This window comes from Nostoc sp. (genome assembly GCF_036917755.1).
Taxonomy (GTDB): domain Bacteria; phylum Cyanobacteriota; class Cyanobacteriia; order Cyanobacteriales; family Nostocaceae; genus Nostoc.
On the sequence record NZ_JBALFC010000001.1, the window covers coordinates 53,145 to 77,328 of the forward strand.

Genomic DNA, 24,184 nt, shown 5'->3' on the forward strand with positions numbered 1-24,184 from the left:
GGTGCATCTACCATTACTCTCTACTAGGAGAAGAGGGTGAATCCGGAAAGATACTGAGAAAATGCCCAAAAAATTTTTTGAGGGATTGCCGTGTGTGCTTTTAAGAGTGAATATACAGAAGACTTAAGCTATAAAAAAACATTATATGCTGTAGAACCATCTGTGTATATTGTGGGGGCAGGCCCTGGAGATCCTGATTTATTAACGGTGAAGGCGCAGAAACTACTGGCTGCTGCTGATGTAATTTTATTTGCTGATTCTTTAGTACCCGAACAGATTTTAGAACTTTGCCGAGAAGATGCGGAGATAATTAGAACTGCAAATCAGACTTTAGAAGAGATTTTACCGATTATGATCGATAGGGTGCGATCGCAGCACAAATCTCTAGTCCGTCTCCATTCTGGCGACCCCAGCCTCTACAGCGCCATCCACGAGCAAATGCACCTCCTCGCCGAGGCAAATATCCCTTTTGAAGTTATACCAGGCATCAGCGCCTTTCAAGCTGCTGCTGCTAAACTAAAAGTCGAACTGACTGTCCCTGGTTTAGTCCAAACCATCATTTTGACACGCATCAGTGGACGTACAGAAGTCCCTGCCACTGAAGAATTAGCCTCTCTTGCAGCGCATCAGGCTAGCCTCTGCCTATATCTCAGTGCGCGTCACGTCGAAAATGCCCAAGCTAAACTACTCGAACATTACCCAGCCGAAACTCCCATTGCAATTTGCTTTCGCATCGGCTGGCCTGATGAAAAAATCAGGGTTGTCCCCCTTAATCAAATGGCAGACTGCACTCATCAAGAAAACCTAATTCGCACTACACTTTATATAATCAGTCCAGCACTCTCGACAGCAAAAGGGCGATCGCGTTTATATCATCCCCAACATAGTCATTTATTTCGCTCATAAGACCTCACGGAATGCGGGAAACTCAGTCTCTGTGAGGGCTGAGAGGAAAGCGGCACGAGCGGTAATTAGCCGTCATCCTGAATGTAAAGGCTGTTCTTACCAACATCACGACATTTAGTCTTAACATCACGACATTTAGTCTTAACATCACGACATTTCGGTATAATCTATTCTTTAGTCCCCAGTCCTTACTTTTCTGGCGGACAAAGTTGCTGCACTCCTTGGGGAAGTTGCCGACACATCTGCTGGAATCCTTGAGGATTAATTTGCCACCAAGCAAATAATCCCAGACTTGTACCCCCCACAAGCAACGCCAACACTCCCCCCAACATTACCAAACGTTTATCCCGCTTAGGTTTTGTAATTAAAGTTGGTGGGATTACTGGGCTTATAAATGGTTCCTCTGAAAGATCCAAATCTAGATCCAAATCTAGATCCAAATTTAGATCCAAATTTAGATCCAAATCTAGATCCAAATCTAGATCCAAATCTGGCAAAGTTTGCGAACTTTCTGTAAAAGAAATTGGTTCCTCTAGTTCCTCTTGTATTTCTGTTTCTATAATCTCTTCAGGCAACGCCGGAGTCACAGGTACTAAGTATTCTGGAGAGACACGGTAATAAGTGAGAACAACCGACGTATTATCACGCCCATTTTTTTCGTTTGCCAAGTTAATCCAATTGCGGACAGCATCTTCAACTGTCAGTTCACCTGTGAACACGGGTATGGCATAATCCTGCCAAGATTGTTCTACCCAGTTATTATCACTTAAACCATCAGAACACAGTAGCAATATGCCATCTTCTTCCACAATCAATCGCTGAAGCTTAAGACGTAAAGATTCTGCATCTCTTGTCCCCAATGCTTGAGTTAAAGCACTAGCATCTGCTCTCAAGAGTGCCTTCCGATACAAACTTTTAGCAAAGCGTACTTCCCGCGTTGCCACATCATCATCTACTGTCAGTAGTTGACAATAATTACGAGTAATCCAATAGGCACGGCTATCGCCAACATTAGCCAAGTAAAGTTCATGAGTATTATTTGATTGCCAGTCAGTACTCGTCTCTACTTGTTGGGGAACTTGTACCGCCATTACAATAGTTGTAGCCATGCGTTCTTTGCCTTGGCGTTTTTGTTCGTTATTGCGGGCAGAAATCAGATTATTTACTACTCGTAAGCTTGCTTCTAATTGTTCCTGCAACAACTCTGGTGGTACAAGTACAGTTTGTTCTGTTACCTCCGTTAATAAAGCGCGAATTTGCAACTTTACAGACTGCACTGCCAACTTACTGGCAACCTCGCCGCCTTCATGTCCGCCAATGCCATCGCAAACAATCGACAAGTGAGACAATAAAGGTTCATCTAAGTTACTCAAAGCATTGGGGTAGCAAGCGTCTTCATTTTGTGCCATAACTAGACCAATATCTGTAGAGCCTGCCACCTTCAGAACTAATGGCAATTCTGCCGCAGATGCTAGTAGTAAATTATTAAGTTGAATATTAATAGCTTCTAACTCAACCTCAGTTTCACACATCTGCTGGACTATGTTCTCTAACCCTTTGACGACTGATGCCTTTGCAGACGCTACCCAAAACCGCCAACATTGCCCCAGATTTTGTAAACTTAGCTTCTCATCTGCTGGTGTTTGATAGAGTTCCAACAGTTGCACACACCAACCTTGGACTCTCAAGTTATCTACTACCAATAAACTGCGGCTAAGTCCCAATTCTGATAAAGGTATCCAAAGTTGGAGAATTTGCCACAGCCAATAAACTTGTCGTACCGCCGTTGCTTGCTCCCATGCCTCAACAATAGTTGGATAAATATTTCCTGTCTCATCTATTGGCACATTTTCCAATAAAAGGACATCAGTTGTATGTCTTTCAAAGTTAGAAGCAAACCCATAAGCCTGGGGCAAATGCAACCGCTCTTGATATAACAGTAGATAAGGAATTACTTCTTTTGGCAATTCTTCAGGTACATCTGGCGGCAGTCCCGGTTGAGTATCCAGCCAAATCTGGGGACTAATTACCTCATACCTGTCTGCAACCTTAGTACCTGGTGAGATTTGAGCAGACAATGAGCCAGTAGCCCAAAGATAGCGGTGAACTAAAGGAGTTTGACAACTGGCACAAACACTATCTTCCATAGGATTAATTGGGCTATTACAGCCTGGATTTATACAATAGATTATCAGTTGAGTAGAAATCATAAAGATATAAATTTAAGAAACCAATCAACTTATTGGCAATGACTTGAAGGCTAGAATAGACTGGATTGGTGTACCGCTAGCTACACCTTGTTACTGAAATTAATCAAAATTATTGGTAAAAAGACCAAGTTTTGATTTCTGTAAATAACTTACGTCTGGCTGTATCTAATTGTAGAAATAGATTTACGTCAATGTAGAGTTTAGGATGGCGTTATGCCAAGTTTTACCTTAATCTGGCTTCTGGCAGGAGCAATTCTATGTCTAACGGAATTGTTCTTACCATCGGCGTTTGTCGCCTTCATGATGGGAATTAGCGCTTTTGTGGTGGCGCTGCTGTCTGGAGTGGGTTTAGGAAGTGTATGGTTGCAAATTGGGGTTTGGCTGTTGGTTTCCACAGCACTAATCGTGCTTTCTCGTCGGTTTTTGCAACCGCGACAACGCAAATCTAAAATTCGGGATGCAGTCATAGCTGAAACCTTAACAGAAATTCTGCCTGGGAAAACAGGGCGGGTGCGGTATGAGGGAAATTCTTGGCAAGCAAGATGCGATGATGACAAATTTACCGTACCACCCCATCAAAGAGTTTATGTGGTTAGGAGAGAAGGTACTACTTTGATTGTGATACCAGAAAATTTGTTGAATTCTTAGTTATTGGGCATTGGGCATTGGGCATTGGGCATTGGGCATTAATTCTTCTCCCTCACTCCCTCATCCCCCTCATTCCCCTCATCCCCACTCCCTACTCCCCTTCCCTTTGACATTTAATACTTAAAAATCAGGAGATTCACAATGGAAAGCATCTTTTTGATTGTCTTTTTAGCCCTTGGTGGTTCTGCTCTAGCAGGATCTGTGAAAGTTGTCAATCAAGGCAATCAAGCTTTGGTGGAAAGATTGGGTAGTTATAACAAAAAACTGGAACCAGGACTAAACTTTGTCATTCCTTTCCTAGATAGAGTTGTCTACCGAGAAACTATCCGAGAAAAAGTCTTAAATATTCCTCCCCAACAGTGCATCACCCGTGACAACGTTGGCATTGAGGTAGATGCAGTGTTTTACTGGCGCATTGTGGATATGGAAAAAGCCTGGTACAAGGTAGAAAATCTGGAGTCGGCAATGGTAAACATGGTGCTAACTCAAATTCGCGCCGAAATGGGACAACTAGAGTTGGATCAAACTTTTACTGCTCGTTCCCACATCAGTGAACTTTTATTACAGGATTTGGACGTTGCTACTGATCCTTGGGGTGTGAAAGTGACACGGGTAGAACTGCGAGATATTATTCCATCTCAGGCGGTGCGAGAATCGATGGAATTGCAAATGTCGGCAGAACGACGCAAACGGGCAGCAATTTTAACTTCTGAGGGCGAACGCGAAGCTGCTGTCAATAGTGCTAGAGGTAAAGCTGAGGCGCAAATATTGGATGCCGAGGCTCGTCAAAAATCGACAATTTTGCAAGCGGAAGCTGAACAAAAGGCGATCGTTTTGAAAGCTCAAGCTGAACGTCAGCAGCAGGTTTTAAAAGCGCAGGCGATCGCAGAGTCTACAGAAATTATCGCCCAAAAGCTCCACTCTAATCCTAATGCCAATAAAGCAGTGGAAGTTCTGTTTGCTTTGGGCTATCTGGATATGGGCGCGACAATTGGTAAAAGCGATAGCAGCAAGGTCTTATTTATAGATCCGCGCACTATCCCTGCTGCTTTCGAGGGTATGCGCTCCATTATCTCAAATGGTCAGGTTGACTCTAACGAGTTGTTTCCTAAGCAAATACCAGGGTTAGAAAACAAGCGTCCTAGTTAGGAATGGGGAGTGCGGAGTGGGGAGTGGCATTGGTGTCAACTTAAGTTTAAAACCCTTTCCAAACCTCGTTTTTAGCCTCTGACCATTGGTGACAACTTAAGTCAGAAAGCTCATTCCACAGTCATTTTACCCCACCCTTTAATCCCCTCCCCGTTCACGGGCAATACGCTTCGGTTAAGGCAAGAGACGCGATAAATCGCCGTCTTTACAATAAGCAGCCCTTTGTAGAGACGGCGATTTATCGCGTCTTTGCGATTAGCGGCGTGTCATCAAAAAACCTTATTAGACAAAAGCGGGGTGGGGTTGCGAGGGCATAATTAGTAATTGAGTGGACTTGGTATAACGCAATTTGCTTGGGTTTGACGTTAAGTTGACACCAATGAGCAATGCTGTGCCCCTACCGTCTATTGTCGTGTATTTCATCCAAACGAGAAGCGCCATAATCGCTATGATCAAACAATAAAGCTTTGGGACATTAAAACAAGTGAGTGTATCGAAACTCTGAGAGATAAAAAAATGACAGTCAGCAAAGAACACATCAAGCAAGAATTAGATAACCTCAACGAACAACAGCTAGAGGAAGTTACCGATCTTATTACATCCATCAAATTTCGTACTCAAGCAATCGAGAAAACTCCAAAAAAACGCCTCAGTGAATTTTATGGTGTTTTACATACAACTATTGCCTATCCAAGTAAAGAAGCAATTCGTCAAATAGTTGGCGAAACTTTAGCTCAAAAAAGTTCCACTGATAAATCATAACTAATTTGTGGGTAGATGCTAACATCTTGCTCCGTTTTCTCACTGGAGAACCACCTGATTTAGCACAACGAGCTTTAAAACTAATACAAAAGGCTGAATCTGGGGAAGTTACGCTTCGACTTTCGCTAATTGTCGTCGCAGAAGTGGTTTGGGTTTTGTCTTCGTTTTATAAATATTCTCGCGTGCAAATTGCTGAAGTTTTGTTGCCTTTAGTAGGCGCAGAAGGAATTTTGTTAGATGATTTAGAACAAGTAACAGCCGCCTTTAAACGCATGGCTAATGCTAATGTCGATTTTATCGATGCTTATTTGGCAGAAATTGCTCGTCAAAAAGGAGAGACAATAGTTTCTTTTGACAGAGATTTTAAGCGTTTAGAAATTGATTGGGTTCAGCCAGAATAAATAGATGAAATAAAGTATCAAATGAAGGACAAGTGATTATTATTAATAAATTTGAGGCGATACCTGACGGTAAGCTAGCGCGATCTCTAGGATGGGCTACGCCTACACACTAAATTGCCACATTATTCTAGTGATAAAATAATCAAGTTTTGATAAGTTGTAAATTATGACGTTATCTATTCAGCCAACCACAGCATTAAGTGTAGAAGAGTTCTTAAAACTACCAGAAACCAAACCAGCAAGCGAGTATTTTAACGGGCAAATCTACCAAAAACCTATCCCACAAGGAAAACATAGCACTTTACAAATTGAATTAGCTTCTGCCATAAATCAAGTGACAAAACCACAAAAATTAGCTTATGCCTTTCCTGAATTACGCTGTACATTTGAAGGTCGTTCAATAGTACCGGATATTGCTGTGTTTGAATGGCAAAGAATTCCCCTTGATGGAAAAGGCAGAATTACAAATAAATTTGAAATTCCCCCAGATTGGATAATTGAAATTCTCTCACCAGAACAATCACCCAACCGAGTTATCCGCAAAATTACATTTTCTATCCAACATGGAGCAAAGCTAGGTTGGTTGCTCGATTCTGATGATGAGTCAATCATGATTTTTGAACCCAACAAATTACCATAATTAAAAGAGAAGCAAGATTTTTTACCCGTTTTGAGTGTTTTGGAAAATTGGCAATTAACAGTTGCAGACGTATTTAGTTGGTTAAGTTTTGTTTGAATAAAGCATAATGCTTGTATCTGAATAAATCAACGACTTTGCTCTGTACGTGCATTTATGACAGTTGCACTCAAAGACTCACCCTTAATCGCCAGCGAATCTCGAAATTTTTTCATAGTTGCTAACCGTTGTTCTTTTTGTCGGAAAGCAACCAAACGAGCTACGGCTTTATCTTGCTCTAGCAAAATTACTTCTTCTCCCCTAGCTACTCGTTCCAAGAAAGATTTTAAATTCATAGCTGCTTCTTCAACGCTAATTCTCAACACTCCATTACTCCTGTAGTTAAGCTTGAAGATCAAAGAAAATTTCCTGCTAATACCATTTCTTGATGAAAATGCACATAATTAGCCTACTGACGCAGGCTTTAGTCTCTGGGAGAATAAGTGCAACCTCAGATAAAATGAGTATGACTATTGAACAATCCCAGTAGCTTGATTTACTTGGCACTGGCTGCACAACCCAAAAAACTCTAGGGTGTGGTAAAAAACTTTAAACTTATGGTTGGATTCTAACTGGTCTTCTAGGTCATGAACGGGGCATTGATTAATCGGAATTGAGACACCGCATTGCAAGCAAGTAAGGTGGTGTTTGTCTTGCTGCGCTAGGCTGTAGAGGGCTTCACCGTTAGCCAAATTCCGCACTTGTACTATGCCTTCTAGTTTTAAGGCATCTAGGGAGCGGTAAACTGTCGCTAAACCCATGCTCTGATTAGTATTACGTAGCTCTACGTAAATATCCTGGGCGGAAATGCCTTTTTTGATGGTTTTCAATAGGTTGAAAATACGCTCTTGACTGCGGGTGCGTATAGCTCTCATAGACAATTATTTAAATATGCCACTGTAGTGGAAGCTGATTAGATGGGCTAATTGATCAATTAACTTTAACCGCTTCGTAATCTTATTTTCACTCAGTTGGAGGATAAAGTTATAGTATAGCGATCGCAGCATTCAGCAAAAGCCCGTGCAAACTAAGTATTTAGCCAAAATTTTCGTGACGCTTCGTCCTTCAGTCTTAGACCCTGCTGGTGTGGCTGTACAATCCGGTCTTCAGCAAATGGGATACGATAACGTTGACCAGGTGCGGATTGGTAAGTACATTGAACTCACCATCACTTCGACTGATGAAAAGAAAGCGCGTCAAGACCTTGATAGCATTTGTAACCAAATGCTATCAAATCCCGTAATTGAAAATTACCGCTTTGATTTGATTGAGGTCGAAACCCAAACTGGGGTATTTTAAGGATTGGGCATGGGGCATGGGGCATTGCTTTCTCCCTCATCTCCCTCATCTCCCTCATCTCCCCCCACTCCCCACTCCCCTTGACTAATCATGAAATTCGGCGTTGTTGTTTTTCCAGGTTCTAATTGCGATCGCGATGTTGCTTATGTAACCAGAGATTTGCTCTTACAACCGACTCGCATGGTTTGGCATCAAGAAACGGACATCGCTGATTTGGATGTCGTAATTATACCTGGTGGTTTTAGTTACGGGGATTATCTGCGCTGTGGTGCGATCGCCCGTTTTTCACCGGTGATGCAGCAGGTTGTCGAACACGCCCAAAAAGGTAAGTTTGTCCTCGGTATTTGCAACGGTTTTCAGGTATTAACTGAAGCTGGACTTTTGCCAGGAGTGTTAACTAGAAATCGGGATTTGCATTTTATCTGCGATCGCGTTCCCTTGAAAGTTGAGCGGACTAATCTCTTATGGACGCAAGCTTATAGCAATGGTGAAGTGATCACTTTGCCCATTGCCCACGGAGAAGGGCGATTTTACGCTGATCAAGCCACTCTCACACAAATTGAAGATAACGGGCAAGTTGTGTTTCGCTATGAAGGGGAAAATCCCAACGGTTCACTAAATAACATTGCCGGGATTTGCGATCGCCGAGGCAATGTGTTGGGGATGATGCCGCACCCAGAAAGGGCGTCTGACGCGATGCTGGGGAATAGCGATGGCTTGAGGTTGTTTCAGGGATTGTTAGAGAAAGTAGCGGCATTAGCCTAGAGCAAATATCGGGCGACTAGGTTGGGTTAGAGAGCGATCGCTGCAATGAATAACTAGCAACTTGGGGCGACAAGAATAAGTCGCACATCGAGTTAACAAATTCGGTGGGTTTAAGTCTCCGGCAACTAACAAGCCGTAAGTTTTGTAACGGGGATTTAGACCCTGCCACAAAACTTACAGCTGTTTTCATGTAAATAGACCACGCGGTAGGGGCACAGCAATGCTGTGCCCCTACGACAGATGTGGTTCAAATAGATCAAAACTGCTGTAATTACGAATTACGAACTTGTACTGAGCGCAGCCTCTCCTAGAGAAGTATTACGAATTACGAATTTTTTTAAATTGGCTCACCATCCCCAACTACCAGGAGCGCCTTTGAAAGGCCCAACAATATCACTGGTGATCCAACCGCCGTAGAAGTTACCTGGTTGTGGTTGCACTTCTTCGCCATCCACGTAGCAATTATCCATTAGATGAGCATAAAAAGCTACATAGTCCTTGAGAGAACCAAAAGCTGGTGTCGGGTTAGGGTAGAACCAAGCAGCATTCTGGACTTCTTTTTCACCAACTCGAATTGTGTAATAACTAGCACTTCCCTTCCACTCGCAAAAGCTAGATTGCGGCATCAGCTGCAAATATTCCATTTTGATATCCGCAGGAGGAATGTAGTAAGAAGGAGGATGACTAGTTTCTAAAACACGTTTGGGGTTGTGGGTATCTGCAATTATTACTCCGTTAAAGATAATTTGGATATGCTTACTTGTGTCCTCCAGACGAGGAGGACGGGGGTAATCCCAAACTGATTCTTGTCCAGCAGCAGGTTCGATGCGTTGAGAATTAACCATTTAACCATTCAAAACTGAAAATTGTTTGACTACAACTACTAACGTACCTCTTTAAGAGTATCAACTTGCTTGGTAAACAACTCAGTGAATAAACTGATCACACTCCGTTCTTCGCGCACTTTGATATTGGCACTGATGGACATACCTGATTGCAAGGTGACTTTTTTACCTTTAATCACTAAAGATTGTTTATCCAATGAGACTCTTGCCGGAAATCTATAAAACTGATGTGTTTGATCTGGCGGTAATGCGTCTGACCCTATGTCAATCACTTTTCCTTTGATATCGCCAAACTCGCTGTAAGGAAAGGAGTCAATTCTGACATCTACCTTCATGTCTTTTCGCACAAAACCAATATCTTTATTAGTGATGAAAACTTCAGCTATATAGTTTTCATTTGGGACAATTTGCAGCAGTTTTGTCGTTGGAGTCGCCACAAATCCAGGGTTTTTTGCTTGTAAATCGAAAATTTTTCCAGCTACAGGCGCACGGAGTTCTTCATATCTAATATTTAACTGTGATTGAGAGATTTTACTATTGACATCTGCCAAACGCTGCTCATTATCCAGCACAACTTTCATGAATTGGCTATCGATTGCGGCAATACGCTGTTTGTTATCAGCTATCTTATCCAAAATGGTCTTATCAGAAAGAGCCACCGTATTGTTTAACTCTTGTCGTCCTTTTTCTATATCAAACTGGAGGCGTTTTGTTTCCTCACCTAGTTGTGCTACTTCCGCCGTGCGGTTTTGTACTTCTTGTTGCTGGTTGAGATACTGAAGTTGAGAAATTCCACCTTCTTGTGCTAATGTCTTCAGCTTATTTAAAATCCCTCGTTGAATAGCTAAACTTGCTTTGCTATCTTCCAGCTTAAATTGATTTTGACTAAGTTGTTTTTTAGTTTTTTCTACTTCCAATCGCGCTGCCAAGGAGCGAGAGTCTAATTCTTTTTTGGCAACTTGTAGAAGTTTTTGCTCATCAATTCCTACCGCATAATCTTGACCGGAATTTTTTAATTGAGTCCGCAATAATTCATTTTCTGCTACTAGTGCTGCCCGACTTTTCAACAGAAAAGCAGTTTCTGGTGGCAAATTCCCGCCCAAATATGAGACTTCAGATCCTGTGTTGGTACTTGCACCCATCAATCGGCGATAAATCTGGTTTTCTTTAATTAATGCAAGGCGAATTTTATTCAAAGAATTTAATTCAGCAACAGAAGCGATAGAATCAAAAGTCAGCAGCAAATCTCCTGGTTTTACTTCTTGTCCATCTTTAACATTAACCGTTTTCACCACTCCACTCACAGGAGCCTGAATTTCTTTGACTGTTCCTTGTGGTTTTAATTGCCCTGTTGCTGGCACTACTTGCTCAATTTTGGCAAAATAAGCCCAACCAATTCCAAAACAGGCTAGCAGTATTAGAGTAACCATGATTGTACGCGACCAAATTGGAGATTGGCGCAAGACAATGGATTGCTCAAATTCCTGATTGTTTGAGTTAGTTAAAGACTCTTGAGCAGCTTTCTGTTGTTTTCTAATTATCTGTGAATCTTGCCTTACTCCGTTTTTCTGATTGCCGTTAAGTTGATTCCCATTAAGTTGAGTCATAACGATTTTGGTTTTTGGGTTTGGGATTTTTTGTAGGATGGGCACTATTTATCAATGCCGGAAACCTGGATTTTGATATTTGTGACATTGCCTACTCTACGCTGATTGCTGCATCTATGGAATAGTTGGGCAAACAGAGAATTTTCTCATACCATGCTCCCAGCAGCAATGACTAATTACAAGTTAACATCTTGTTGCTGATACAGATAAGAATAATGACCTTTAAGAGCCATTAGTTCTTGATGGCTGCCTTGTTCTATAACCCTACTATTATCCATCACGACGATCTTATCTGCATTACTCACGGTGTTCAGTCGGTGGGTAATAAAAAATACTGTATCACCCTTGAATGCTTTGGCTAAATTGAGACATATTTGCCGTTCTGTGGGATAATCTAATGCGCTAGTTGCTTCATCTAAAACTAATAATTTTGGTCGTTGTAAAACAGAGCGGGCGATCGCAATTCTCTGTCGTTGTCCACCTGAAAGTGCAGAACCCCGTTCTCCCACCCGCGTGTTGTAACCGTTGGGCAAGTTCATCACAAACTCGTGAGCGCACGCAACCTGAGCCGCTTCGATAATTTCTTCGGTTGTGGCATCGGGATTCGTCAGAGCAATATTTTCCTGAACGCTGCCATCAAACAATAATGTCTCTTGGGGAACTACGCCTATCTGTCGTCGCAGTGAATAAAGTTCCACTTTGGCAATATCATAACCATCAATCAAAATTCTACCGGACTCGGTTTCGTAAAGTCTCAGTAGTAACTTCATCATCGTACTTTTACCAGATCCACTTTGTCCGACAATGCCGATAAATTCACCTGGAGAAAATTCGAGGTTGACATTAGAAAGTTGCAAAGGACCACTTGTGCCAAACCGGAAGGAAACATTTTCGTATTTCACTGCTCCCTTGATTGCAGGTAAGGGGATATTGTAGCGGTCTGTTTCTGCTTCTTGTGGTGTATCGACAATATCGCCTAAACGTTCTATAGACAAGGCAGTTTCTTGGAAGCTTTGCCAGAGTTGAGCCAAGCGCAATATTGGACTGGTGACGTAACCCGATATAATCCTAAAGGCAATTAATTCGCCTAAAGTTAATTCTCCTTTCAGTACTAAATAAGCTCCTACCCACAAAACTAGTAAGCTGCTGAGTTTGTTGAGGAAGCTGCTGGTAGAGTTGGCGAGGGTAGAAGTCACAACTGTTTTAAAACCTGCGGCAACAAATCGAGCGTAACGCTCTTGCCAGGAAAAGCGCGTTCGCAATTCAATATTTTGCGCTTTTACTGTTTGAATTCCTGACATCACCTCCACTAAATAAGATTGAGTTTCGGCGTTGCGTTCGGCTTTGCCACGTAACTGTCTGCTAATGGTGGGAGAAGCAATTAAGATCACAATGATAAACACCGGAATTGTGCTTAAGCCTACTAAGGTGAGTTGCCAACTGTAAATCAGCATCACACCGATATAGACCACTGAGAATAGAGCATCTAACCCCACTGTTAAGGCAGTACCCGTGAGGAATTGGCGGATATTTTCTAGTTCGTTGATGCGAGTCGAAAGTTCGCCCACCGGTCGGCGTTCAAAATAGCGCAGGGGTAAACGTAGTAAGTGGTCGATGATTTCCGACCCTAAACTCATATCGATCCGGTTAGTGGTATCAACAAATAAGTAGGTTCTTAAGGTAGTCAGCACGGCTTCAAATATCCCGACTACTAATAGCAAAACCCCCAAAATATGTAGAGTACCAATACTATTTTGAGTGATAACTTTGTCAATAATTAACTGAACGACTAGCGGATTTGCCAAGGCTGCCAACTGCACGAAAAAGGAAGCGACAAAGACCTCGATCAGGACTCGACGGTAGCGTGACAAATAGGGCAGAAACCACCGGATACCAAAGCGCTCTTGGGGTGTTTCTTTGGTAGGAGTGAGCAGTAATACTCTAACTTGGGGCGGAAAGTTGGTTGGATCAACATCTAATTGTTCAATCAATTGGGCGGGTTTGCAGCGCACAATTCCTTCGGATGGGACACCCACAACCATAGTATTTGCATCTGCTGCATATAAAACCGCAAAATTATCACCATAGCGAATTAATGCTGGTGTAGGAATGCGCGTTACAGAGGCGACTGGTAGCTCTATCAACTGCGCCTTCAGTCCGATTAACTCTGCTAGGTAAGCAGTAACTTGAAACGATATAGTACCCTGACGTTTGACTTGCTCAGTTAAGATGCGGCGAACCACCTCTCGACGAAACGGCATTTCTAGTTGCTTCGCGATCATTTGGAAGCAGGCGAAGGCTGTATTTAGTTCTCCGTTACCACCAAAAAACGGGTATTTGCCTTTTAGCAAATTGTTTGAGGTCTGGGGCGTTGTCTGTGGAACTATTTCGTTTGATGCGTAAGGAATATCTAGTTCCTGGGCGCTATTTGATTTGGTGTCACTTACCACAAGTTCTATCTGATCAGGGACTTCCAAGATCAAATCTGACGGATGTATCCCAAGCAAGCGGGCGGGGTTTTGACCGATGACTTGGATATTATCTCTATCATCGTGCGCTTCTAGGCGATCGCTAGGTGATAAATTCGTGACTGTCCCACCGCCACTCACAAACCAGACCCTTTCGCCATCTAGTTGGTTGAATGGAGTTTTTCCGGGAGGAAGGTAATGTATTTTCGCCTGTGGTAAAGCCTTTTCTGACAGTTCTTTGAGATTTAAAGTCGCGATCGCTTGCTTTTGCCAATAGGAACTGAGAATATCGAAGACTTCCACTAAATAACTGCGGTTCTTGCGAGCATCGGCAAAAGCTGGATATAAAGCCAGAAAGCTAAAATATGCTGAGGCATTCAAGGTTAAACATACTACTTCGGTGGAGGCGATCGCTGTTTCACAGGCGATATCGCGCAGCAAACCAATTTCGCCAATAATTTCGCCAGGTTGCAGTAATTTTAGAGTGATTGGCAGTTGCGTCTGGGGGTCATATCCCAACAGGCGCACTTGTCCCTCATAAATTATGGTGATCTGTTCCGGGAGACTTTCTTTACCAATGATTTTCTGACCGATGCGATAGCGCCAAGCTTGCACCTGTTCTGATAGATTGGCGATCGCTGCATCTGGTAACTGATCAAACCCTTCTAGGGTGGTGAGAAATTCCGCAAAAGTGTTCTTAATGTAAGTCATATAAAACAAGTCGAAGGAAAAAGTGAGGAATAAAGCCGAAAATATTAGGGAGTATCTCTTTTTATTAACAGTAGCAATGTTTGGTTTTATGCCAGCAGCCGCAAGACTTATCTACTATTCAGTGTGTGCCTGAATATGTAAAAGCACAGAGAGTAACTTCATCTAATTGCAGTTCTACATCCAGATCACACGGTTCCTAATGTTATGCATTATTCAAAACCAAGATAGCGTAAATAGATCGAGGACAAGTTATCACTTGGTTAACGCTACATAATTTACGCCATCGTCGCGTTAATTTATACAAGTTGAAAATCAATATTTAGCATTGCAAGTATGCAACATGGATACTTATCATCAAACCAGGACACATAAACGCGGTTGTTAAACTTAGCGTCGGATATTTGAATTTATGATAATTTAACATGAAAATATCACAAATGCTTTCCTAAGTAAATACCCTCATGAAGAATTGTGTAATTAAAAAAACTTTAAATTTCTGAGTTATTTTTTACAAATTCTTCAATATAGGGATTGATACCATCACTATATGATCGGTGAAAAACAACAAACTTTCGTTGTCAAACAGTAGCCATGACATTTGGGCCAGATTAATTCAATAAAAATTAACTGGAAAAGTAAAGGTGAAGATTTTTTGATCGCCTGAGAGTAGTCAACTACTCAATTTATGAAGAAAAGACAATAACTGCCTTCAGTAAATCTACTAGTTTAATTAATATCGGCGTGAAATACAGACCTAACAAGAACAGCCCCTTAAGAGCTAGCGTTGGAGAGTAAGCCTCAAAGCCTCTCTCCTAAAAGGAGAGAGGTTTGGAGAGAGGTCAAAGTGTATTGCATCCAAACAAGAAGCGCTATATTTCAGGCATTTTTGACTGGTAATACCATTTCACACAAACCCTGATACATATAGATTTCTTGTAGGGGCACAGCATTGCTGTGCCCCTACCAACGTATTTGTATCATTATTAAAGTAAAAGGGTATAAGACAGTGTGAAACGCAGAAATCTAGGTTTTATCAGGCTTTGAAAAATATAGTGAGAAATCCGGGATCAAGCAACCTGATCCCGCAACAGGGATAATGTTGATAAATTTTATACAAAAAGTACTAGCGCTTAATACTATGCAGCATTGACACTTAGATTCACACGTACAATAATATTGTCCTAATTCCTAAGATAAAGAATATCCAGTTGCTTTCTTAACGTATTGCACGACTTTTTGATATGATTCAGGATTACTCACAGGGTTGATAATGATGGGGATAGTCCCATCTGGCAACCAAAAAGTTATCCTGCCGTTCGGTTCATGACAAAAGGAACTGATACAGTTGAGATTAATTACATATTCATTTTTTTCGTAAATAATTTTCACCCAGTGGGCGTGATCTAATTTCAAACCCGTCACACATTCTAAATAATCGAGAATCTTTTGATAATCTTCCAAGTTAGTTTGCGGGTTAATCACTATGGGAATGGCACTATCGGGCAACCAAAAAGTAACCCTGCCATTCAGTTCATAACAAAAGGCATGGACACGCTCAAAATTCACTACATATTCTCTCCTCTCGTAAAGGATTCTCACCCAGTACGCCACAACATCTCCTCAAGTCCGAAATTTACGAATGATGCACCCTGGATGTCCAAATCTGCTGAAGCCTTAAGTTAATGTTGCAATTAATTATCTATTGTGAATTTTTATGACACCTCCAATGGTGTTGGTTGATCAGATGTTGAGATAGAAAGAGCGATCGCTGCTTGAATAAAGCCTTTAAATAAGGGATGAGGGGTACTGGGGCGCGATTGAAATTCTGGATGGAATTGGCAAGCAAGAAAGAATGGATGCTTGGGTAACTCCACAATTTCAACTAAGCGTCCATCGGGAGAAGTGCCACTGATCATATAGCCAGACTTCAATAACAACTCGCGGTAATCATTGTTGAACTCATATCGATGTCGATGTCGTTCATAAATTACATCTTCTTGATAAAGCTTGAAAGCTAGAGTATCAGGTATAACACGACAAGGATATAGCCCCAAGCGCATTGTACCCCCTAAATCAACTACTTCCTGCTGTCCTGGCAATAAATTAATTACCGGATCAGTTGTATAGGGGTCAAATTCAGCACTATTAGCATCGGTTAATCCCCCTACGTGCCTAGCCCATTCAATCACAGAACATTGCATTCCCAGGCATAAACCCAAAAAGGGAATTTGGCGATCGCGCGCATATTTAATCGCAGCAATTTTACCATCCACCCCCCGAACACCGAAACCTCCTGGCACAACTACGCCATCGACACCCTTAAGATGAGTTTCGGCTGATTCAGTTTCCAAATCTTCTGAGTTCACCCAACGCAGACGCAGTTTGCCATAGGTGGAGATTGCAGCATGGTTGAGTGCTTCCACTACAGATAGGTAGGCATCACTTAACTGCACATATTTACCGACAATGGCAATTTCTACCTCGTGCTTGGGACTATGTAACCGTTTTACCAGGGTTTGCCACTGCGTCAAATCTGGTTTGCGTTGTTCCATTTGCAGCAAGTTCAGCACTTGTTCTGCCATTCCTTCCCATTCCAGATTTAGCGGGACTTCATAGATACTTTTGGCATCTTGGGAAGTGATGACGCATTCTTCGGGTACATCGCAAAATCCCGACAATTTTTGTTTTAATCCCTTGGGTAAGGGGCGATCGCTGCGACAAACTAAAATATCTGGTTGAATGCCAATGGATCTCAGTTCCTTAACTGAATGCTGCGTCGGCTTAGTTTTCATCTCACCCGCAGAAGCAATCCACGGTACCAGCGTTACGTGCATATACAACACATTCTGCCGTCCCACCTCTTTGCGGAACTGGCGAATTGCTTCCAAAAACGGCAGTGATTCAATATCTCCCACCGTACCGCCGATTTCTGTAATCACTACAGAGGGGTTTGTACTTTTAGCAACTCGCAGAATCCGATCTTTTATTTCATTGGTAATATGAGGAATAACCTGTACAGTACCGCCCTTGTAGTCTCCGCGTCGCTCTTTATTGATCACTGCCTGGTAAATCGAGCCAGTAGTAACACAGTTCAAGCGCGACATTGAGGTATCGGTAAAGCGTTCGTAATGCCCTAAGTCCAAATCTGTCTCCGCACCATCCTGGGTAACGAATACTTCCCCATGCTGAAAGGGACTCATTGTGCCAGGATCGATATTGATATAAGGGTCGAGTTTCAGAATCGACACCGAATATTCGCGCGACTTGAGCAAACGCCCTAGACTTGCTGCTACAATGCCCTTACCAATACTGGAAACTACGCCTCCAGTTACAAAGATAAACTTAGTCATAAGAGTTTGAATTTCTAACAACTTCTAAAAATACATCCCGTCATTGTGCCACAGTTATTGTGGTGTCATCTTCTGTGATTTGCTGTGAAAAACCTCTTAGGATTAGTAATATTAGGCTGTATTCTCACCTCCTCAGTAGCATTGGCAGAGCCATCTCTTATAGTCGTTTTTCCCCAGACAAACTATCAGACGAGTGCCGAAAAAATCTTCTTTCTGGGTACTGCACCACCAGATGGTCAGGTTTTGATCAATAGTAAGCCAGTTACCCGCAGCAAAGCTGGTCATTTTTCCCCCAGTTTCCCCTTGCAGTTGGGAGAGAATCTTTTTACTGTGCGTCACGACAATCAAGAACTCCAGATTAAGGTGACAAGGCTTACCACTGGACTTGAGCTACCACAAGGTTTAGGCTTTGCTAAAGATTCCCTGACTCCCGCAGCTGAGATTGCCAGACTACCAGGAGAACTAATCTGTTTTAGCGCGTTAGCAAAACTTCCTCAAGGGGTCGCACCCCCTAACGCCAATGTCTCTGTCAAGTTGGCTAATCAAACTATTGCCCTTTCACCCCAACCTCAACAGGCACAACTACCAAGTAATTTGGCAATTCTGACAGGGCAAAATCAGCCTTATGCCCAGTCTAGCGTAGGCAATTATCAAGGTTGCACCACAGTGGCAACAGCCGCTGATCTGGGACAACCTCAGTTTCAACTGACGCTCAATGGCAAGACGATAACTCAGCTAGGATCTGGTAAGATTCAAATCCTCTCAAGAGCAGAGTTGCCAGTTGCTGAGATCACGGCAGATGCAGGTGTTGCTCGCACTGGCCCGAACACCGATTATTCTCGACTCACACCACTGCCCAAAGGCACACGCGCAACAGTTACAGGTAGGGAAGGTGAATGGTTGCGCCTTGACTATGGCGCTTGGATTAATAGTAAAGAAACCCGCATTTTACCTGGTGCAATTGAGCCACAGACAATAATTCGCAGTGTCGGATACCGTCAACTCCCTGGTGCGACAGAGATATTTTTCCCCTTACAAGTTCCTGTACCTGTGAGCGTACAACAAAGTGAGCAAGCGATCGCTCTCACTCTCTACAATACCACTGCCCAAACCGACATTATTCGCCTGGATGATGACCCCCTAATTTCTCGCCTAGATTGGCAACAGGAAGCTCCAGGACAAGTAAAATACACCTTTAACCTCAAAAAAGCTCAACAGTGGGGATATAAGCTAAGATACGACGGTACAACCCTGGTTTTAGCTTTGCGTCATCCGCCTCAAATCGGGAACACAAGACGCAAGCCTTTAGCTAATTTCAAGATTGTACTAGATCCAGGGCATGGCGGTAAAGAATCTGGTGCCAGTGGCCCAACTGGATATTTAGAAAAAGATGTGAATTTGGTGATATCTAAGTTGCTGCGCGACGAGTTGGTGAAGCGAGGAGCAACGGTGGTGATGACGCGGGAGGACGATCGGGAAGTTTCGCTAGTAGAACGTCAGGCAATTATCAGTCAAGAAGAACCTGCGATCGCTATTTCCATCCATCATAATTCTCTACCCGATGATGGTGATGCGGAAAAAATCAAAGGATTCGCCGCTTTTTGGTATCAACCCCAAGCTCATAACCTCGCAATATTTTTACAGAAATATGTAGTCAAAAAACTTGGCAGACCTTCTTATGGTGTGTTTTGGGATAACCTAGCGCTGACACGTCCGACAGCTGCGCCATCGGTGTTGCTGGAATTGGGTTTTATGAGTAATCCCGATGAATTTGAGCAGGTAGTGAACCCAGAAGAACAGAAGAAAATGGCAAATGCGATCGCTCAGGGGATTACTGAGTGGTTTAAGAGTGTTAGATAAATTTGGAGGTATAACACTAGTTCCTCATTGTATTTGGTGGAGTGCGATCGCTATTTTTTAGTTATGAAGTCACTTGCAAGATTTAATCAGTATTTGATGGTAAGAGATTAAATTTGATACAACAAAATTACTCGTTGACATAATATATCAATTTTAGAATACTTAAGTTTACATGAGTGAACAACAAGAAAAACCCCTTAAATGGATTGCAAGCGCTCTTGATGATTTAAAGGAGTTTCCTGAAGATGTACAAGATGTAATGGGTTATGCCTTGGATTTGGCACAACATGGTGAAAAGCATCCTGATGCAAAACCTTTACATGATTTTCAGGGGCTAGCGTTTTAGAAATTGTAGATGATTTTGATGGGGATACATACAGAGCAATTTACACTGTTAAATTTGCAGGAGTTGTTTACTTATTGCATTCATTTCAAAAGAAATCAAAACATGGTATTGCTACACCGCAACAAGACATAGATTTGGTTAAAAAGAGATTAAAAGACGCTCAGAAAGATTATTCAACGGAAACAGCTAGCTAAAAAGAACGGGGTAAAAAATGAGCAACGAAAATAATGTTTACGTTAGTAGTGGGAATGTGTTTGCTGATTTAGGATTACCCAATCCCGAAGAAAGATTAGTCAAAGCCGAACTTGCCCGTAAAATTAGTGAAATCATTGCTGCTCGGAAATTAACACAAGTGCAAGCTGGTGAAATTTTAGGAATTGATCAGCCTAAAGTTTCTTCATTAATTAGAGGACGATTAAGCGGGTTTTCAATTGATAGATTGATTAGCTATCTGAATAGTTTAGGTAATGATGTAGAAATTACAATTAAACCAAAACCTGAAAATCGCTCAATCGGACGTACAACCGTAGTCTCTTAATAAAATTATTCCAGAAATGCGTAGTTTACCGCCGTATGCATCGCAGTTAATCAATACTAACAGTGAGATGCGATGCCTGCGACGGGCTTCGCCTACGCTATTTTTTAGCTAGTTCTTGCTCAATGTTGCGATCGCTATTTGTTTAAGCTTTTTGACTTTTATAATGTATTTTCATGGGCAAGATTGGGCATTAAGGATTTGGCGCGTCATTTTTGATAATTTTAATAAATCAAAGGTAAGAAATGTTTGTGGTATCAAAGCTGAAAAAGCAATACCATAAGCGTTATTTGAGCCAATGCTACGTACTGCTTACGCGGTCATGGCTAGTCTTCATAGTCACGCAACGTTTTATAAAAAATAATGTATGAAAAACAACACTAATTTTCGTGACTGTATATAATGGGACGAATACAGCATAAATACAGAAGCATGAGCAATAAAGTATATAAAATATTTGAATACGTAGAAGTAAAAGCGAAACTCCTTGCTAAATACTGGTATAACTTTTATACAGGAATTTCTGAGTATTTACCAGATACATATCAGCCTGAGATGCAACAACTCTCCAGTAAATTAGAGGAAGCTTTAAGTAAGCTGGTTGATGAGCTTCACAATCCTACTCTCACTCTTGCTACTACAGGCACTACGAGTAGTGGTAAAAGCACTCTCGTTAATTTGCTATGCGGAGCCGAAATTGTCCCCGTAGCAGTAAGTGAAATGAGTGCTGGGGCAGTCACTATTGAATACAGTAAGGAAAAGTCTCTGATTATTCATGAAACACCAGGAGCATTGTGGGAGTGTGGGGAATGGAGAGGCATTACTGAAGAAAAAATTTATCAGCGTTTATACCAAGTGATGATAAGTTATATCGAAAACAGAGAACAACAACCGAATTTAGCCTGTCCACAATCTACAATCTTTTATCCTTTCAGGCTTTTAAAGGAATCCAAGCTGGAACTGCCACACGGCACAAGAGTAAGAATTCTGGATTTACCTGGTTTGGCGTATGTGGGTGATGAAGGTAACGCAAATATTATTAAACAGTGTCGTGAGGCTTTGTGCTTAGTAACATACAACAGTGCAGAAACAGATTCACAGAAAGTAAAAAGTTTGTTACAAGAAGTTGTACAACAGGTAAAAGATTTAGGTGGTTCCCCTGCGCGTATGCTTTTTGCTCTTAATCGTATTGACGTTTTTCGAGCAGATAGAAACTGGCCAGAAACAGAAAACCGTTTTGTTGAGAATGCTATACGTAATATTAAAAATGAATTAACTGAACAATTAAAAGAATATACAGAAGATATTAATAATTTACAAGTAGTAAAACTTAGTACATGGCCTGCGCTGTTATCCCTTCAGATACAAAATCCTGATGATATTTACAGTGTTGATGCGTGTAAAAAAGCGGATAACAATTTTAATGGATTAATCGAAGATATATTAGAAGACTTGCCACGTAACACACAAAAATGGTCTAGACACGATAGAAATAGGGTTGCTGAAGCATTATGGCAAAAATCTTATGCCGAAGAATTTCAGCATAACTTAAAGGAGCATATTACTCAACACTTTCCACAATTAGTAATACCGCAAATTATAGAAAGTTTTAATGTCGTAGCAGGAAATGCCATAACAGAATGGGCAACACAAACAACAACAGCTATTCTTAAGAGTTCCGAAGAATAATATCAACAGGAATGCGATAAAGTCTCATACATTAGGTTAGCAATTGAACGTTTTCTTAAAATTAGTGACACAAACTTAAGAGAACCTTTTGAAAAAATAGATAGAAAAATTAAGCAAGTTATAGCACAAGAGTCAGAAGATGATCCTGTGCTGTATCTCGAATCAACAATTTCGGAACTCAAAGATGTAGAACCTTATAATTCATTAGGAGAAAAATTATATCCACTTTATGGATGGCGACGGGAATTAGGTCAAGGGATAAACCAAGTTCTGGAATCAGTTGCAAAATCTTTAGAAACTGGAAGGGTAGACTTAGACAGTCCGAATTTAAAAAAAGCAAATGTTTTAAATGTCAATTTGCTAGGAAGAAACTTAAACCGACTGGTGAACTTAGGCTACACCGATGACGTTGCTAAGGAAGGTAAAACAATGGAAGCACGAACAGACGCAGAGAAAAATAAAGTTAAACAAATAAATGAAGAGTTAAATGAATTAGCTATTCATTTGAATATTGTGATGGAGGATGTATTAAAGCAAATTTCTAATCAAGAATTAAATAGAATGTATCAGGCAGTGGTAGAACTTTTCAATTGCCATTTATCCCATATCGAAAAGGGAGCAAATGATATTGCACCTAATATAGCAATCAAATTTCCTGAATCCCAACTCAGTAAAGTTGAGAGCCAACCTACATTTAACTTTCGTTTTCAAGCAGGTTTTCCTATTAACCAAGGTACTTGGAAGGAGGCAATACAGGTTGCAAGAGAGAAAAGAACTTTCTACACATTATGGCTATTTAAAAAAACAATTTATGAAACTGAATATCAAACACGTTCTAGCGATAACGCTACAATTCCCAGTGTAGAAAATTTACTCACCAGTTGGCTAGATCAATCGAAAGAGGAAGAACTAAAAATAGTAAATCAAATTGCACGCTGGTTACTAGAACAAATTGATTGTCTAAAAAAAAATGTAGACAAAATTCAGAATGATATTATTGACCGTTATCAAGCCAGACTTGATAAAGCTAACCAAGAAATTACTTTAGATTATGAAAACCAAAGAAATATTTGGCAACCTATGCAACAAAAAGCTCAAGACCTTGCGGAAGAATTTTCTAGTTTAGAAATATTCTTAAAAGAGGAGCATTAAAATCTAGTGGCAAACGAGAACCCCAAAAACCTATACGAGCAAGTTTGTAATAACATATATCCTCAAATACAAGGGATTGAAAGAGGTCTTTTATATAAGACTATTCAGATAATAGTTTGTGAAGAACAATCACCAGAACAAGAAAAAACAAGAAAAATATGTGATTTTTTTGGTATAAAATCTTATGCTGATAAAGATGAAGACAAGAAAATTATTGATAATTTTTTGGATGCAATATTCATAAATGTTCAAATATTAAAAGTACCTGTAAGATTGGTAAAAAAGTTTCAAGGAGGAAACATGGAGTGGATTTTTATAGCAGCAGGTTTTACATTCGTTGGATTGTTTTATTACAAGCAAACTCTTGATAAAAAGCAACAGGAAAAAGTAAAACAGTCGGTTCAAGAAATAAAAGAGCAACCCATTATTTCGCCTCCAATTCCTGCTGATTTATGTCTTGTAGTTCCAGCATCTATAGCCAGTAAGTTCATCAATTATTCAAATTTAAGTGTTGATGAGCTAACATATCTCATAGATAGTGCATCGTATTTTTTATGTACTCATGTTAAAGCTGCCGACTCAAATGAGAAACTTTTAGAAACGACAGATGAGCATATTCAACCTGATAGCAAGCGAGAAGTTTATATCAGAATCAATATTGATGATGGTCGAAGCCTGATTGATAAAAAGATTCCTTATTTTTTAAAGACGAATCTACCAATTAACGCGCAGTGTATTGTTAAACAATTGGCTTGTCTCAAAAATCTCTCTGGGTTAGAAAAATTCAACCGTGTTTAAGGAGTCT

The 24,184-nt window shown here is 41.1% G+C and carries 22 protein-coding genes and 1 pseudogene; 15 read left to right on the top strand and 8 right to left on the bottom strand.

The genetic code is table 11. The features are described from left to right. Positions 1–90: 90 nt before the first annotated feature. Positions 91–906, top strand: a complete 816-nt coding sequence (gene cobM, locus V7L05_RS00280; protein ID WP_335160714.1) for a precorrin-4 C(11)-methyltransferase — start codon at positions 91–93, stop codon at positions 904–906. Between the two features lie 188 nt (positions 907–1,094). Here the strand turns inward: cobM and V7L05_RS00285 are convergent, their stop codons facing one another. Beyond that, entirely contained in the window at positions 1,095–3,116 is a 2,022-nt protein-coding gene (locus V7L05_RS00285; protein ID WP_335160716.1) for a PP2C family protein-serine/threonine phosphatase, read from the bottom strand. A 213-nt stretch (positions 3,117–3,329) separates the two neighbouring features. Here V7L05_RS00285 and V7L05_RS00290 point away from each other — a divergent pair, with 213 nt between their 5' ends. From V7L05_RS00290 to V7L05_RS00310, 5 genes and pseudogenes are all read left to right on the top strand, one after another. After that, positions 3,330–3,764, top strand: a complete 435-nt coding sequence (locus V7L05_RS00290; protein WP_335160718.1) for an NfeD family protein — start codon at positions 3,330–3,332, stop codon at positions 3,762–3,764. A gap of 141 nt (positions 3,765–3,905) precedes the next feature. Continuing rightward, positions 3,906–4,913, top strand: a complete 1,008-nt coding sequence (locus V7L05_RS00295; RefSeq protein ID WP_335160720.1) for an SPFH domain-containing protein — start codon at positions 3,906–3,908, stop codon at positions 4,911–4,913. A 516-nt stretch (positions 4,914–5,429) separates the two neighbouring features. Next, positions 5,430–5,675: a hypothetical protein gene (locus V7L05_RS00300; RefSeq protein ID WP_335160722.1), complete on the top strand. Its 246-nt coding sequence runs from the start codon at positions 5,430–5,432 to the stop codon at positions 5,673–5,675. Positions 5,676–5,680: 5 nt separating this feature from the next. Beyond that, complete coding sequence (locus V7L05_RS00305; RefSeq protein WP_335160724.1) at positions 5,681–6,076, top strand: PIN domain-containing protein; 396 nt, start codon at positions 5,681–5,683, stop codon at positions 6,074–6,076. A 166-nt stretch (positions 6,077–6,242) separates the two neighbouring features. Beyond that, positions 6,243–6,812 (top strand): annotated as a pseudogene (locus tag V7L05_RS00310) (Uma2 family endonuclease). Between the two features lie 29 nt (positions 6,813–6,841). On the opposite strand, the gene V7L05_RS00315 reads toward V7L05_RS00310, so the two are convergent. Together V7L05_RS00315 and V7L05_RS00320 are read right to left on the bottom strand one after the other, a co-directional pair. Next, positions 6,842–7,078, bottom strand: a complete 237-nt coding sequence (locus V7L05_RS00315; protein ID WP_335160726.1) for a type II toxin-antitoxin system Phd/YefM family antitoxin — start codon at positions 7,076–7,078, stop codon at positions 6,842–6,844. A gap of 144 nt (positions 7,079–7,222) precedes the next feature. Beyond that, a complete protein-coding gene (locus V7L05_RS00320) occupies positions 7,223–7,627 on the bottom strand; it encodes a Fur family transcriptional regulator (RefSeq protein ID WP_335160728.1) in 405 nt (134 codons plus the stop codon). A 145-nt stretch (positions 7,628–7,772) separates the two neighbouring features. Between V7L05_RS00320 and purS the strand changes: the two genes are divergently transcribed. Further along, positions 7,773–8,051, top strand: a complete 279-nt coding sequence (gene purS, locus V7L05_RS00325) for a phosphoribosylformylglycinamidine synthase subunit PurS (protein WP_335160730.1) — start codon at positions 7,773–7,775, stop codon at positions 8,049–8,051. Between the two features lie 90 nt (positions 8,052–8,141). Then, positions 8,142–8,816, top strand: a complete 675-nt coding sequence (gene purQ, locus V7L05_RS00330; RefSeq protein ID WP_335160732.1) for a phosphoribosylformylglycinamidine synthase subunit PurQ — start codon at positions 8,142–8,144, stop codon at positions 8,814–8,816. A 347-nt stretch (positions 8,817–9,163) separates the two neighbouring features. On the opposite strand, the gene V7L05_RS00335 is transcribed toward purQ, so the two are convergent. The 5 genes from V7L05_RS00335 to V7L05_RS00355 all read right to left on the bottom strand — a co-directional run bounded on the left by V7L05_RS00335 (position 9,164) and on the right by V7L05_RS00355 (position 17,797). After that, positions 9,164–9,661, bottom strand: coding sequence for a DUF427 domain-containing protein (locus tag V7L05_RS00335; protein ID WP_335160734.1), 498 nt, complete (start codon positions 9,659–9,661; stop codon positions 9,164–9,166). A 38-nt stretch (positions 9,662–9,699) separates the two neighbouring features. Further along, positions 9,700–11,268 carry an HlyD family efflux transporter periplasmic adaptor subunit gene (locus tag V7L05_RS00340; RefSeq protein ID WP_335160736.1) on the bottom strand — a complete coding sequence of 523 codons (1,569 nt, stop codon included), beginning with the start codon at positions 11,266–11,268 and terminating at the stop codon, positions 9,700–9,702. Positions 11,269–11,444: 176 nt separating this feature from the next. Then, positions 11,445–14,447 (bottom strand): peptidase domain-containing ABC transporter, encoded by a 3,003-nt coding sequence (locus V7L05_RS00345; RefSeq protein ID WP_335160738.1) that lies wholly within the window; start codon positions 14,445–14,447, stop codon positions 11,445–11,447. A 1,188-nt stretch (positions 14,448–15,635) separates the two neighbouring features. Further along, the gene (locus tag V7L05_RS00350) at positions 15,636–16,058 is read right to left on the bottom strand and encodes a hypothetical protein (protein WP_334946837.1); all 423 of its coding nucleotides are present in this window, start codon (positions 16,056–16,058) and stop codon (positions 15,636–15,638) included. Positions 16,059–16,159: 101 nt separating this feature from the next. Then, positions 16,160–17,797, bottom strand: coding sequence for a CTP synthase (locus V7L05_RS00355; RefSeq protein WP_335160740.1), 1,638 nt, complete (start codon positions 17,795–17,797; stop codon positions 16,160–16,162). An 84-nt stretch (positions 17,798–17,881) separates the two neighbouring features. Here V7L05_RS00355 and V7L05_RS00360 point away from each other — a divergent pair, with 84 nt between their 5' ends. From V7L05_RS00360 to V7L05_RS00390, 7 genes are all read left to right on the top strand, one after another. Beyond that, complete coding sequence (locus V7L05_RS00360; protein WP_335160742.1) at positions 17,882–19,657, top strand: N-acetylmuramoyl-L-alanine amidase; 1,776 nt, start codon at positions 17,882–17,884, stop codon at positions 19,655–19,657. A 172-nt stretch (positions 19,658–19,829) separates the two neighbouring features. Beyond that, positions 19,830–20,003 (top strand): hypothetical protein, encoded by a 174-nt coding sequence (locus V7L05_RS00365; protein ID WP_335160744.1) that lies wholly within the window; start codon positions 19,830–19,832, stop codon positions 20,001–20,003. A 38-nt stretch (positions 20,004–20,041) separates the two neighbouring features. Further along, positions 20,042–20,197, top strand: coding sequence for a type II toxin-antitoxin system RelE/ParE family toxin (locus V7L05_RS00370; RefSeq protein WP_335160904.1), 156 nt, complete (start codon positions 20,042–20,044; stop codon positions 20,195–20,197). A 17-nt stretch (positions 20,198–20,214) separates the two neighbouring features. Next, positions 20,215–20,541: a helix-turn-helix domain-containing protein gene (locus V7L05_RS00375; protein ID WP_335160746.1), complete on the top strand. Its 327-nt coding sequence runs from the start codon at positions 20,215–20,217 to the stop codon at positions 20,539–20,541. 429 nt (positions 20,542–20,970) lie between these two features. Then, a complete protein-coding gene (locus V7L05_RS00380) occupies positions 20,971–22,227 on the top strand; it encodes a dynamin family protein (protein ID WP_335160748.1) in 1,257 nt (418 codons plus the stop codon). Positions 22,228–22,374: 147 nt separating this feature from the next. Next, a complete protein-coding gene (locus tag V7L05_RS00385) occupies positions 22,375–23,379 on the top strand; it encodes a hypothetical protein (RefSeq protein WP_335160750.1) in 1,005 nt (334 codons plus the stop codon). A gap of 6 nt (positions 23,380–23,385) precedes the next feature. Further along, positions 23,386–24,177, top strand: coding sequence for a hypothetical protein (locus V7L05_RS00390; protein ID WP_335160752.1), 792 nt, complete (start codon positions 23,386–23,388; stop codon positions 24,175–24,177). The last annotated feature ends 7 nt before the right edge of the window (positions 24,178–24,184 follow it).